At 70.8% G+C, this 12,417-nt stretch carries 10 protein-coding genes; 4 read left to right on the top strand and 6 right to left on the bottom strand.

Annotated features, from left to right (window positions below; translation table 11 throughout):
- Positions 1–29: 29 nt before the first annotated feature.
- Both nadA and nadC read right to left on the bottom strand, forming a co-directional pair.
- On the bottom strand, positions 30–1,145 hold the full coding sequence (nadA, locus tag B2J86_RS06950; protein WP_173025044.1) for a quinolinate synthase NadA: 1,116 nt from the start codon (positions 1,143–1,145) through the stop codon (positions 30–32).
- The gene (nadC, locus tag B2J86_RS06945; protein WP_254067990.1) at positions 1,142–1,975 is read right to left on the bottom strand and encodes a carboxylating nicotinate-nucleotide diphosphorylase; all 834 of its coding nucleotides are present in this window, start codon (positions 1,973–1,975) and stop codon (positions 1,142–1,144) included. Before nadC ends, nadA begins: the two co-directional genes overlap by 4 nt.
- Before the next feature lie 96 nt (positions 1,976–2,071).
- Here nadC and panB point away from each other — a divergent pair, with 96 nt between their 5' ends.
- The 3 genes from panB (at position 2,072) to B2J86_RS06930 (ending at position 4,574) form a co-directional block, all read left to right on the top strand.
- Positions 2,072–2,968 carry a 3-methyl-2-oxobutanoate hydroxymethyltransferase gene (panB, locus tag B2J86_RS06940; RefSeq protein ID WP_173025042.1) on the top strand — a complete coding sequence of 299 codons (897 nt, stop codon included), beginning with the start codon at positions 2,072–2,074 and terminating at the stop codon, positions 2,966–2,968.
- A gap of 97 nt (positions 2,969–3,065) precedes the next feature.
- Positions 3,066–3,923: a pantoate--beta-alanine ligase gene (gene panC / locus B2J86_RS06935; RefSeq protein ID WP_173025041.1), complete on the top strand. Its 858-nt coding sequence runs from the start codon at positions 3,066–3,068 to the stop codon at positions 3,921–3,923.
- Between the two features lie 21 nt (positions 3,924–3,944).
- Positions 3,945–4,574: a pseudouridine synthase gene (locus B2J86_RS06930; RefSeq protein WP_173025040.1), complete on the top strand. Its 630-nt coding sequence runs from the start codon at positions 3,945–3,947 to the stop codon at positions 4,572–4,574.
- Positions 4,575–4,625: 51 nt separating this feature from the next.
- Here the strand turns inward: B2J86_RS06930 and B2J86_RS06925 are convergent, their stop codons facing one another.
- On the bottom strand, positions 4,626–5,669 hold the full coding sequence (locus B2J86_RS06925; protein WP_173025039.1) for an SDR family oxidoreductase: 1,044 nt from the start codon (positions 5,667–5,669) through the stop codon (positions 4,626–4,628).
- Between the two features lie 151 nt (positions 5,670–5,820).
- Between B2J86_RS06925 and B2J86_RS06920 the strand changes: the two genes are divergently transcribed.
- Positions 5,821–6,549, top strand: coding sequence for a DUF4142 domain-containing protein (locus B2J86_RS06920; protein WP_169634730.1), 729 nt, complete (start codon positions 5,821–5,823; stop codon positions 6,547–6,549).
- Positions 6,550–6,578: 29 nt separating this feature from the next.
- On the opposite strand, the gene B2J86_RS06915 is transcribed toward B2J86_RS06920, so the two are convergent.
- From B2J86_RS06915 to B2J86_RS06905, 3 genes are all read right to left on the bottom strand, one after another.
- Positions 6,579–7,976, bottom strand: a complete 1,398-nt coding sequence (locus B2J86_RS06915) for a sigma-54 dependent transcriptional regulator (protein ID WP_173025038.1) — start codon at positions 7,974–7,976, stop codon at positions 6,579–6,581.
- A gap of 305 nt (positions 7,977–8,281) precedes the next feature.
- A complete protein-coding gene (locus tag B2J86_RS06910) occupies positions 8,282–8,800 on the bottom strand; it encodes a DUF892 family protein (protein WP_173025037.1) in 519 nt (172 codons plus the stop codon).
- A 349-nt stretch (positions 8,801–9,149) separates the two neighbouring features.
- Entirely contained in the window at positions 9,150–12,215 is a 3,066-nt protein-coding gene (locus tag B2J86_RS06905) for an ATP-binding protein (RefSeq protein ID WP_254067989.1), read from the bottom strand.
- Positions 12,216–12,417 lie beyond the last annotated feature (202 nt).

Raw genomic sequence — 12,417 nt, 5'->3', positions numbered from 1 at the left:
GTGGGTGTGCGCCACCCTCGCCCGGTCGCTTACGCGGCGCCCAGGTGCGGTACCAGGCCGGCCGTGGGCTGGCCGCTTTTCAGCGCGGCGGTGAAGGCCAGCATGCGGTCGATCGGCAGGCGCGCGCGCGGGATGACGGCCGGATCGACGTGGATGGCATTGCTGCCTGTCTCAAGCACCTGCGCCACGCCGGCGAGGCCGTTCATCGCCATCCACGGGCAGTGGGCACAGCTCTTGCAGGTGGCGCTGTTGCCGGCGGTGGGCGCCTCGATGAAGACCTTGCCGGGGTTCAGCGTGCGCAGCTTGTGCATCATGCCGTTGTCGGTGGCGACGATGAACTCGCGCGCGTCCATCTCCTGGGCGGCCCTGAGGATGCCCGAGGTGGAACCCACGGCGTCGGCCAGGGCGATCACGTCGGCGGGCGACTCGGGGTGGACCAGCACCTTGGCGAGCGGGTGCTCCTGCTTGAGGGCCTCCAGCTCGAAGGCCTTGAACTCGTCGTGCACGATGCAGGCGCCGTTCCACATCACCATGTCGGCGCCGGTCTCGCGGCGGATGTAGTCGCCCAGGTGGCGGTCGGGCGCCCACAGGATCTTGTGGCCCTGGTCCTTGAGGGCGCGCACGATGTCGAGCGCGCAGCTCGACGTGACGAGCCAGTCGGCGCGCGCCTTCACGGCCGCGCTGGTGTTGGCGTAGACGACCACGGTGCGGTCGGGGTGCGCGTCGCAAAACGCGCTGAATTCATCGATCGGGCAGCCCAGGTCGAGCGAGCAGGTCGCGTCCAGGTCCGGCATGAGCACGGTTTTCTCGGGCGAGAGGATCTTGGCCGTCTCGCCCATGAAGCGCACGCCCGAGACGACCAGCGTCTGCGCGGCATGGTCGCGGCCAAAGCGCGCCATCTCCAGCGAGTCGCTGACGATGCCGCCGGTCTCTTCGGCCAGGTCCTGCAGGTCGGGGTGCACGTAGTAGTGCGAGACCATGACCGCGTTCTTTTCTTTCAACAGCCCGCGGATCCTGTCCTTGAGCGCCGCGCGCTCGGTGGGCGTGGGCTCGGCGGGCACGCGCGCCCAGGCGTGCTTGGTGCTGCAGACCGTGCCGTCCGCGGGCTGCTCGTATTCGACTTCCTTGATGGCGATGGTGGTCATGCGAATTCCTCCAGGCGCATCGAGAAGTCGGTCGCCTTGATGTCCTTGGTGAGGGTGCCAATGGAGATGCGGTCCACGCCGGTTTCTGCAAGGGCGCGCAGGCCCTCGAGCGTGACGCCGCCCGAAATTTCGAGGATCGCGCGGCCCGCGTTCAGGCGCACGGCCTCGTGCAGCAGGGCCAGCGGCATGTTGTCGAGCAGCACCATCTTGGCACCGGCGCCCAGGGCCTCGTCGAGCTGGGCCAGGGTTTCGACCTCGATCTCGATGAACTGCGCGCGCGCGGCCACCTGCTGGGCCGCACGCAGCACGGCGGTGACGCCGCCCGCGGCGGCAATGTGGTTTTCCTTGATCAGCACGGCGTCGTGCAGGCCGATGCGGTGGTTGGTGCCGCCGCCCTGGCGCACGGCATACTTCTGCGCCAGGCGCAGGCCGGGAAGGGTCTTGCGCGTGTCCACGATCTGCGCGCGCGTGCCGCGCACGGCCTCGACGTAGGTGGCGGTCTTGGTGGCGACGGCGCTCAAAAGCTGCAGGAAGTTGAGCGCAGTGCGCTCGGCGCTCAGCAGCGCGCGCGCGTTGCCGGCGATCTCGAGCACCACCTGGTCGGCGGCGCAGCGCTGGCCCTCGGCGACGTGCCAGGTCAGCTGCACGCCGGGGTCGAGCGCACGCAAGGCGGCCTCGGCCCAGAGCGCGCCGCACACGACGGCGCTCTCGCGCGCGAGCACCCGGGCGCGCACGGTGCGCGCGGGGTCGATCAGGCCGGCGGTGAGGTCGCCGCTGCCCAGGTCTTCCTGCAGGGCGCGCGCCACATCAAGCAGCACCTGGGAGAGCATGGAATTGTCCGTTTCTTCTGCGAAATATGTCATGCCGTGAAGCATAGCGGCTTCGACTAGACTCGCCGCTCCCGAGGACTTTGGAAGAACGCCGCCATGCCAGATACCCCCGCGCAGCCCTCCGCGCCGGCCAGCGCCACGCCCTACGGCACCCTGCCTCCGGCCTCGCCCCTGCCCCAGCGCCGCCCCGTGAGCTTGCCGCGCCTGCAGGAGATGCGCGCGCGCGGCGAGAAGATCACCATGCTCACGGCCTACGACGCGACCTTCGCGGCCGTGGCCGATGCCGCCGGCGTCGAGTGCCTGCTGGTCGGCGACTCGCTCGGCATGGTCTGCCAGGGCCTGCCCAGCACGGTGGGCGTGCAGCTGGACACCATGGTCTACCACACCGAAAGCGTGGCGCGCGGCCTGCACCGCGTGCAGGGCACGGCCTGGCTGGTGGCCGATCTGCCGTTTGGCAGCTACCACGCCTCGAAGGAGCAGGCCCTGCACAGCGCCTGCGCGCTGATGCAGGCCGGCGCCCACATGGTCAAGCTCGAAGGCGGCGGCTGGACCACCGAGACCGTGCGCTTCCTGGTCGAGCGCGGCATTCCGGTTTGCGCCCACCTGGGCCTGACGCCGCAGACCGTGCACGCGCTCGGCGGTTACCGCGTGCAGGGCAAGACCGACCAGGCCGCGCAGACCCTGCGCCGCCACGCGCGCGAGCTGCAGGACGCGGGCGCCGCGTTGCTGGTGCTGGAGATGGTGCCGGCGCAGCTCGCTGCCGAGCTGACCGCCGAGCTGGCGCACTGCCCCACTATCGGCATCGGCGCAGGCCAGGGCACGGCCGGCCAGGTGCTGGTGCTGCACGACATGCTCGGCATGAACCTCGGGAAGATGCCGCGCTTCGTGCACAACTTCATGCAGGGCGCGGGCAGCGTGCGCGGCGCCATCGAGGCCTATGTGCAGGCCGTCAAGCAAGGGCGCTTTCCCGACAACGCGCAACACGCCTGGTAGCCCGTCTGCGCGCACCTGAATTTCAGGTGTTTGAGGGCTCTAGCCCTTGATGAGCATGCGCCGGATGCTCCTTTTTTGATCATTTTCTTTTTCTTTCATGCGCATCGTCCACACCATTCCCGAACTGCGCGCGGCCCTGGCCGCCAGCGGCCACCCGGCCTTCGTGCCCACCATGGGCAACCTGCACGCCGGCCACCTGGCGCTGGTGCAGCAGGCCCGGCCGCTGGGCGACGCGCTGGTGGCCAGCATCTTCGTCAACCGGCTGCAATTTTTGCCGCACGAAGACTTTGACAGCTACCCGCGCACCTGGGAGGCAGACTGCGCACAGCTGCAGGCCGCCGGCTGCGACGTGCTGTTCGCCCCGCGCGAGCACGACCTCTACCCCGAGCCGCAGACTTTCAAGGTGCAGCCCGACCCGCTGCTGGCCGACATCCTGGAGGGGCAGTTCCGCCCCGGCTTCTTCACGGGCGTGTGCACGGTGGTCATGAAGCTGTTCAGCGCCGTGTTTGCCGGTAAGGCGCAGGGCGCGGCGGTGTTCGGTCAGAAGGACTACCAGCAGCTGATGGTGCTGCGGCGCATGGCGCAGCAGTTCGCGCTGCCCATCGACATCGTGGCGGGCGCGACGCAGCGCGCCGCCGACGGCCTGGCGCTGAGCTCGCGCAACGGCTACCTGGCCGAGGCCGAGCGCACCGAAGCCATTGCGCTGCCACTGGCGCTGCGCTCCCTCGCGCGCGAGGCTGCCGCTGCCGCGCATGCCCTGCCCGCGCAGTTGCCGGCGCTGGAAGAGCGCGCCATGGCCGCGCTGGCCGCGCGCGGTTGGCAGCCCGACTACCTGGCCGTGCGCCGGCGCAGCGACCTGCAGCCGCCGCAGGCCGGCGACGCCGCCCGCAGCCTGGTGGTGCTGGGCGCGGCGCGCCTGGGCCGCACGCGGCTGATCGACAACTTCGAGGTCTGAGAAGGTGTGAGCGAACCCGCCATGCCCGCACCTTTTCCTTCCCGCCGCGGGCCGGCGCGGCCGCCGCAGCGCCGCGTGGCCCAGGCCGCACCCGCCGCGCCGCGCCTGCTGCTGCTCAACAAGCCGTTCGACGTGCTGACGCAGTTCAGCGACGGGGCGGGCCGCGCCACGCTCAAGGACTTTGTCGACGTGCCCGGCGTCTACCCGGCCGGGCGTCTGGACCGCGACAGCGAGGGCCTGCTGCTCCTGACCAACGACGGCCAGCTGCAGGCGCGCATTGCCGACCCGCGCCACAAGCTCGCCAAGACCTACTGGGTGCAGGTCGAAGGCACGCCCAGCGTGGCGCAGCTGCAGCAGCTGTGCGCGGGCGTGCGGCTCAACGACGGCATGACCCTGCCCGCACAGGCCCGCCTGCTGGTCTCACCCGACCTGTGGCCGCGCGACCCGCCCGTGCGCTTTCGCCAGAGCATTCCCACGCACTGGCTCGAACTGGTGATCCGCGAAGGCCGCAACCGCCAGGTGCGGCGCATGACGGCCGCCGTCGGCCTGCCCACGCTGCGCCTGGTGCGCGTGGCCATCGGCCCCTGGGCGCTGGACGGTCTGCAGCCGGGCCAGTGGCGCGAAGTGCCAGCGCCGTGGCCGGGCGGCTGAAGGCCATGCGGCCCTCCAGCGGGCGCCGCTGGCCTTAGCGAGCGCGCCGCGTCAGGCACCATCGCCGACGTTGCCGGTCACGGGCAGCACGATGCCGGTGATGTAGCTCGAGCAGCACGGCGCCGCGAGGAACACGTATGCGGGCGAGAGCTCCTCGGGCTGCGCGGGGCGGCCCAGGTCGGTGTCCTGGCCAAACTGCGCAATGTCGTCGGGCGACTGGTCGGCCGGGTTGAGCGGCGTCCACACCGGGCCGGGCGCGATGGCATTGACCCGGATGCCCCTGTCGGCCACGTTGGCCGCCAGCGCCTTGGTGAAGGCGTGGATGGCCCCCTTGGTGGTCGAATAGTCGAGCAGCCCCTTGCTGCCGCGCAGGCCGGTCACCGAGCCGGTGTTGATGATGCACGAGCCGCGCTCGAGGTGGGCGAGAGCCGCCTTGGCCATGTGGAAGTAGCCGTAGACGTTGGTGCGCAGCGTCTCGTCAAAGCGCTCTTCGCTCAGCTCCTCGAGCGACGCCGCGTGCTCCTGGAAGGCCGCGTTGTTGACCAGCACCTGCAGGCCGCCAAACGCCTTGACGGTCTGCTCGACCGCTGCCTTGCAGAACGCCGCGTCCTTGACGTCGCCTGGGATCAGCAGGCAGCGCCCGCCCTCCTTCTCGACCTGGGCGCGTGTGGCCTCGGCGTCTTCGTGTTCGTTGAGGTAGACGATGGCCACGTTGGCGCCTTCGCGCGCAAACAGCACCGCGACCGCGCGGCCAATGCCCGAGTCGCCGCCGGTGATCAGCGTGGAAAAGCCTTGGAGCTTGCCGCTGCCCCGGTAGTGCGGGGCTTCGAAGCGGGGTGGGAGTTCCATGTCCGCTTCGCGGCCGGGCTTGCGCAGGTGCTGCCGGGGCAGGGGCGGTGCGGGTTCGGCAAGGCCGGGGCCGGGGGCCGCCGCTTTCTGGTCGTCTTCCTTTCCCTTGGGGGCTTTTGGTGTGGCGGCGTCGTGCTGGTCTTGCCCTTGCTGCAGGCGGGCCTGTGGTTCTGCGGTGGCCTGGGCGCCTGGCGCGGTGTGTGGGCCAGAAGCAGCGCTGCCGCTGCCGTTCTTCTTGGCGTGCATGGAAATACCTCCTGATAAGCGGAATGCATCAAACCGATCCCATACGAAGCAAGCGCCGTGCCCGTTGGGCATGACCGCCAGCAGCCCGGTGCGGCACGCCGTTTGCTGGGGTCGGGGTGTGTTCATTTGCCACCCCCACAGGAGCCCCGCTATGAAATCGTTTTCCCTGACCCCTGTCGCCCTGGCGGTCGCCATGGCGCTGGCCTTGCCTGCCGCAGCGCAAATGGGCGGCTCTGCCGGTGGTACCGGCGGCACCGGCAGCACGGGCACCAGCAGTTCCGGCGGGCCCGGCGGCGGCACCGGACCAAGTGGAAGCAGCAGCCCCATGGGCAGCGGCCCGGCCGCCAGCACGCCCCGCAGCACCGCTGCCCCCGCCGCAGCCGGCGCCAGCACGCCCAGCAGCGCCAGTGGGCAGGCGACGGCCGGTGCCATGGCGGCGGCGGACCGCACCTTTATGACCAAGGCCGCCGGCTCGGGCCTGTACGAGGTCGAGGCCTCGCGCCTGGCCGCGCAGCGCGCCAGCAGCGGCGAGGTGCGGGACTTCGCGCAGATGATGGTCTCCGACCATGAAAAGGCCAACCAGGAACTGATGGCGCTGGCCAGCGCCCGCGGCGTGACCCTGCCCCAGGACATGCCTGCGGACAAGCGCAAGGAGTTGGACCGGCTCTCCAAGGCCAAGGATTTCGATGCCGAATACATGCGCAACACCGGCGTGAAAGAGCACAAGGCGGCCGTGGCGCTGTTTGAAAAAGCCAGCACCTCGGCCAAGGACGCGGACTTGAAAGCCTGGGTCGCACAAAAACTCCCCACCCTGCGCGAACACCTGGAACATGCGCAGAACATCAAGCCCGGCAAGGCCCGCAGCGCCACCGGCGCCTAGGCGCCGCACCGGGCCGCGCACGGCAATTTTTACTTGCCGTGCGTGGCCGCGGCGTCGTTGGCTTCGTAGCCCTTGAGCTTGTTGTAGAGCGTCTTGAGGCTCACCCCGAGCGCGGCGGCCGTGCGCTCCTTGTGGTTGTCGAAATGCCGCAGGGTGCGCAGGATGAGCTGCTGCTCCACGTCCGCCAGCGAACTGCCGACCGGAAAGCTCAGCGCATCGCTGCCCGCCGGGGCACCGGCGCCCACGCCGCGCGGCGCGATCGCGGGGCCCGAGCCATTGGTCGGCAGCCATTCGTCGGTGATGGCGGCGCCTTCGGCCATTACATAGGCGCGTTGCAGCACATTGCGCAGCTCGCGCACATTGCCCGGCCACTGGTAGGCCTGCAGCCGCTGCAGCGCCGCGGCCGTGAGCTGCTTGGGCGCGCCCTCGCGCTGGCCGATGTCGCGCAGGAAGTGCTGGCCGAGCAGCTCGATGTCTTCGAGGCGCGCACGCAGCGGCGGCAGCACGATGGGAAACACGTTGAGCCGGTAGAGCAGGTCTTCGCGCAGCGCGCCGGCCTCCACCGCGCCCATCGGGTCGCGGTTGGTGGCGGCGACGATGCGCACGTCGGTGCTGCGCTCGACGCCCGAGCCCACGCGCATGAAGGTGCCGGTCTCGAGCACGCGCAGCAGCTTGACCTGCAGCTCCAGCGGCATCTCCGTCACCTCGTCGAGGAACAGCGTGCCGCCGTGGGCGCGTTCGAAGAACCCCTGGTGCTGGCGGTCGGCGCCGGTGAAGCTGCCCTTTTCGTGGCCGAAGATCTCGCTCTCCATCAGGTGCGGCGAGATGGCCCCGCAGTTCACCGCCAGAAAAGGCTGCTTGCGCCGGCGGCTGAGGTCGTGCACCGTCTGCGCCACCAGTTCCTTGCCGGTGCCGCTTTCGCCGACGATGAAGACCGTCACCGACGTGCCCGCCACGCGGGCGATCTGTTCGTACACGCGCTGCATCGGTTCGGAGCGGCCGACCAGGTGGCCGAAGCGCCCGGTGTCGTGCAGGCTTTGCCGCCACGACTGCAGCTCGGCCGCGATGACCGAGGGGCGCATGACGCGCGAGAGCACGCCGCGCAGGTGCGTGAGGTTGACGGGTTTGACCAGGTAGTCGGCCGCGCCCAGGCGCAGCGCCTCGATCGAGGTCTCGAGCGTGGCGTGGCCGGTGACCAGCACCACCTGCGCGTTGCACAGCAGCGACTGCTCGCCGAACAGCGACAGGCCGCTGCCGTCGGGCAGGTGCAGATCGAGCAGCACCAGATCGGGCGGCTGCAGCGCCATGCACTTGCGCGCTTCTGCCAGCGAATGGGCGGTGGCAACGTTGTAGCCTTCGGACTCGATCAGTGCTGCGAGCATTTCTGCCGCGTCGGCATCGTCGTCAACGATCAGCGCAAGTCCCATGCAAACGCTCCACTTGTTGTTCTGCCACGTGAAGCGCAATTATCTCGGCCGGCCCGCGCGCGCCTGTAACGCCCTGTACCCACAAGGCCTGTCCGTGCCGCTGCGGTGCTGGCCGCTTTGCGGGTCCAGGGCTGGCGCAAACACGGGCGTCCGCGGACCCCCGCCCCGCGGTCACCCCGGTTCAGGCCCGCAAAAATCCTTGCACGCTGGGGGGGTGGGAAACAAAAAAGAAAAGGCCCCAAAAGGCTGCGCCCCCGCCGCGCGGCGCCACGAGGGGAACGGGGGGGCCGCGCCGAGCGTGCGGCTCAGGGCGCAGCCTGATGGGCGGTCTCGGCCGGGCCGTCGGCGTGCTGAAGAAATTCCTGGGTGATCGCGGGAATCTGGCCGAAAAGCCAATCGGCCATGGCCCTTTCTTGCGCCAGGATGCGCTCGCACACCTGCTGGGTTTGCGTGTCGCCCACCTGGTGGGCGCCGCTCTGCAGCATCCGGTACGAGCCGATCTCGAGGTGCTTGAAGGCATAGACGCTCAGCACCGCCTCGGCACCTGCGTCGGACACGCGCAGGCCACTGGCGCACTGCGCCACGGGCTCTGCCAGGGCGACCGCCGGCATGGCCCAGGGGACGGAACCGCCACGGCGCTCAATGCACTCGCGCAGCAGGCGGCCTTGCTGGCGGCTCTCGCAGGCATGCAGCTGCAGGCGCTCCTGCAGCCGGGGGCAGTGGCCCAGGCGCGCCGCGGCACCCGTGAGCATGCGTTCGGCATGCTCTTCCATCGCATGCGCCTCGCGCAGCCAGTCCGTCAGGTTTTGTTCGGAAGCTTTCATGCCTGTCCTTTCAGCCCTGGAAAAAGATGCTGCCCATCCGACCACGGCGCCGCACCCCTTCCGCCGTGCGGGCGGCCAGCTCCATGCAAAACCGGCAAGCCGCATGCCCGGGCGCCGCGGCGCTGCCGCGGGGGACCGGTTTCTGTGCCACGAACCGTGTGCGCGGGCGGCGCAGCCGGCCCGGCCGCGCGACCCTCCGGGCGCAGGGCACCAGGGCGTCCGCGCCGCCGCGGATTCAAGCCAAATCGGCCCTCAGCCCTTACCTGCCAATCGTATACTGCTATACAAAATATAGCGCCATGCGGCAGCCACCGCTTGGCACCCGAACGCAGCGGCGCCTGCGCGGGCCTCAGGCCTCGCTGTAGAGCGCTGCGCGCCACTGCGCGGCATCGACCGGCTTGACCAGGTAGGCGTCAAACCCTGCCTTGAGCGCGTCGCGCCGGCTGTGCGCCTGGCCGTAGCCCGTGACGGCCACCATGCGCCCGGCATAGCCACCGGCGCGCGCGCGCCGTGCCACCTCGAAGCCATCCAGGCCGGGCAAGCCGATGTCGACGATGGCGGCATCGGGGCGCTGGGTGAGCAGTTGCGCCAGGCCCGTGCGCCCGTCGGCCGCCGTGGCCACGCCGTGCCCGTCGAGTTCGAGCATGGCCTGCATCGACTGGCGCACGTCGTCGTTGTCTTCCATCAGCACCACGGCCAGCGGCCTGCTGCGCCGGCCGCCGCGCTGCGCCGCGGATGGCACGGCCGGTGGCGGGCCCGGCGCGGCGCTGTGCGCCAGCGCGGCACCGGGCTGGTCGGCCGCCCAGGTCGGCAGGCGCACCGTGAAGACCGCGCCTTCGCCGGGCACGCTGTGCACCTCGACGGTGCCGCCGTGCAGTTCGACCAGGCGGCGCACCATCGTCAGGCCCACGCCCAGCCCGCCGCCGCGCCGGTGCAGCGGCCGCTCGCCCTGCACGAACAGCTCGAAAACCTGCGGCAGCAGCGCCGGCGCAATGCCGCTGCCCTCGTCGCTCACGCGCAAGAGTGCACTGCCGCCCTCGGGGCGCACTTCCACGCGGATCGGTGCGCCGGCGGGCGAATACTGCATGGCATTGGCCAGCAGGTTGACGACCACCTGCTCCAGGCGCACGCTGTCGCCGCACACCAGCACGGTCTCGAGCGAGAACGACCACGCGTGCGCGTTCAGTTCCCCGGACAGCTCCAGCGCGTCGCGCACGCGCTCGACCACCTGCGCCAGGTCCAGGGGCGCGCGCACCATGCGCACCTTGCCAGTCGCGACGCGCCCGGCGTCGAGCAGGTCGCCCACCATGTGGGTGAGGTGGCGCGTCTGGCGCGTGACGACCGCCAGCGCGCGCTGGGCCGTGGCCGGCCCGCCCGCGCCGCTGTCGAGCACTTCCAGCGCGGCCGTGATGGCGCCGAGCGGGTTGCGCAGTTCGTGGCTGAGCATGGTCAGGAATTCGTCTTTGGCGCGGTTGGCGGCCTCGGCCTGCCGGCGCGCGGCCTGCTCCTGCTCGGTCTGCCGCTGGCCGCGCAGCTGCGCCTCTTTCTGTTCGGTCGCGTCCACCATCGTGCCCGAGGCGTGCTCGGGCTGGCCATCGGGGCCGTAGCGCAGCAGCACGCGGCACGACAGCCAGCGCACCACCGTGCCTTCGGCGTCCTCGATGCCTTCGCCGGGCGCCGCCTTCACGCGGTATTCGAGGCTCGCGCGCTCGGCCCGCTGCGCCACCGCCTCGGCCAGCACACGGCGCAGCACCGGCCGATCGCGTGCGTCGACCAGCTCCAGCCAGTCCTGCAGGTGCGCCAGCGGCGCTGGCTCGGGCGCGCGCAGCAGCTGCCGCATGCCGGGCGTGCACACCAGCGCGTCGCTGCCGTAGCTGTATTCGAAGAAGCCGACATGGCCCGCCTCCTGCGCCAGGTCGATGAGGCGCTGGCGCGCATGCTGGCCCTCGTCGGCCGCCAGCCACAGCGCCACCACCTGCTTGAGTTCGGTGATGTCCATGACGGCGCTCACGGCGCCGCGTGCACGCCCCTGCGCGTCGAGCAGCGGCACCGCGCTGGCCACGACGAACGCGGGCGAGCGGCCTTCGACGCGCATCTCCATCTCCATCGCGCCCACGGTTTCGGCGTGCATGCAGGCGCGCAGCAGCGGCTGCTCGCCGGGCTCCAGGCGCCGGCCGCGGTAGAACACCTGCACGCCGCCAGGACGGCGCTGGGCATCCAGCCCCAGCAGTTGCTTCATGGCCGGGTTGTAGAGGATGCTGCGCCCCATGCTGTCCTCGGCAAACGCCAGCCCGATCGGGCTGCTGTTGAACAGCGTCTCGAACTCCGCGGCCTTGTTCTGCAGCGCCTCGCGTGCGGCGTTGTCGCGCTGGCGCGCCCGCTGCAGCGAACGGCCCAGCTGCGCGATCTCGAGCACCGGCAGATGCTGGCCGGGCGGCACCAGGCCGCCCGCGGCCAGGCGGCGCAGCGGCTCGGCCAGGCGCCAGGCCAGCAGCAGCGCCAGCGTCACCCCGAGCAGCAGCGATGCGCCCATGGTCGTCAGGGCCGACAGCACGATGATGTGCTCTGCGGCGCGGATGGGCCCGGCCGGCAGGCCGACGCTGGCGCTCCAGCTGGTGTCCCCGACCCGGTGCCAGGTGGAGAGCACCGCGTCGGTTTGCAGCACCACGGTCTGCCGGGCGCTGTCGTTGCGGCGCTGGAACCCGCGCGCGGCCTCGGAGGCCAGTTGCGCCGGCGTCTCGGGCGTGGCCTGGTCCGGGCCGGGCGGAGCGGGGGCCAGCGGCGCCTCCTTGATCGCAATCGCGCGCTCGTTCGTGTCGAACAGTGCGGCGTATCCGCCCTCGGGCACCGCCGCGCTGTCGAGCAGCCGCAGCCACGAAGCGGCCGACATGCGGGTGCCCAGCACGTGCTGGACCACTCCGTTCTGGTAGACCGGCACGGCCAACACCACGACCTGCGTGCCCTCCGCCGTGTGCCATGACAGGTCGGAGACGGCGCCGCGCCCCCGCGCCAGCACCTTGAACACCAGGGCGCGCGTTTCCTCGTGCACCGGCAGCAGCCCATGGGGCGGTGCGGCCGTGTCGAGCAGCATGCGCCCCATGGCATCGGTGACGAAGACGCTGCGCCACTGCGAGCGGCGCAGCGGCATCTGGCGCAGGTATTTCTCGAAGGCGGGCATGTCGCCGTCCTGCAGCGCCTGGGCCATGCTCAGCGAGGTCAGCGCGTCGAACGACGCGGTCAGGTCCTGTTCGGCCATCTGCGCCAGGCCCGCCGCGGCCTGCTGGAGCATGGCGACCGCGCTGTGGCGCCCGCTGCGCACGTCGCTGGCGACCTTGTAGGTCAGCAACAGCGCCACGGGCACCGTGGCCAGCAGAATCACCGCGACCAAATAGGTCTTGAGCGAGGCGGCCGGCATGCGCCGATCCAGCCGCGCAGTGGCACGGCGCATCCGGCGCCGGCACCACAGCCGGGCAAAACGCATTTTTTTTCCCATCACGGCACGCCGCTTGCTCCATGAATGCATACGTAGACACCTCCGCCTCACTGCGGTAAAGCAAACAACGCGCCTGCTTTCTGCGGGGACGTTGCGCCGTGCCCCCACGGGCGGGTCGTGCGCT

It is taken from the genome of Acidovorax sp. SRB_14 (genome assembly GCF_012932145.1).
Classification (GTDB): Bacteria; Pseudomonadota; Gammaproteobacteria; order Burkholderiales; family Burkholderiaceae_C; genus Simplicispira.
Note: the sequence above shows the minus strand (reverse complement) of the source record. Positions and strands in the feature narration are given on the sequence as shown.

Excerpts from the sequence above, each read along its gene's own strand:
- nadA (WP_173025044.1), bottom strand. The coding sequence starts at position 1,145 with ATGACCACCATCGCCATCAAGGAAGTCGAATACGAGCAGCCCGCGGAC.
- nadC (WP_254067990.1), bottom strand. The coding sequence starts at position 1,975 with ATGCTCTCCCAGGTGCTGCTTGATGTGGCGCGCGCCCTGCAGGAAGAC.
- panB (WP_173025042.1), top strand. The coding sequence starts at position 2,072 with ATGCCAGATACCCCCGCGCAGCCCTCCGCGCCGGCCAGCGCCACGCCC.
- panC (WP_173025041.1), top strand. The coding sequence starts at position 3,066 with ATGCGCATCGTCCACACCATTCCCGAACTGCGCGCGGCCCTGGCCGCC.
- B2J86_RS06930 (WP_173025040.1), top strand. The coding sequence starts at position 3,945 with ATGCCCGCACCTTTTCCTTCCCGCCGCGGGCCGGCGCGGCCGCCGCAG.
- B2J86_RS06925 (WP_173025039.1), bottom strand. The coding sequence starts at position 5,669 with ATGCACGCCAAGAAGAACGGCAGCGGCAGCGCTGCTTCTGGCCCACAC.
- B2J86_RS06920 (WP_169634730.1), top strand. The coding sequence starts at position 5,821 with ATGAAATCGTTTTCCCTGACCCCTGTCGCCCTGGCGGTCGCCATGGCG.
- B2J86_RS06915 (WP_173025038.1), bottom strand. The coding sequence starts at position 7,976 with ATGGGACTTGCGCTGATCGTTGACGACGATGCCGACGCGGCAGAAATG.
- B2J86_RS06910 (WP_173025037.1), bottom strand. The coding sequence starts at position 8,800 with ATGAAAGCTTCCGAACAAAACCTGACGGACTGGCTGCGCGAGGCGCAT.
- B2J86_RS06905 (WP_254067989.1), bottom strand. The coding sequence starts at position 12,215 with ATGCCGGCCGCCTCGCTCAAGACCTATTTGGTCGCGGTGATTCTGCTG.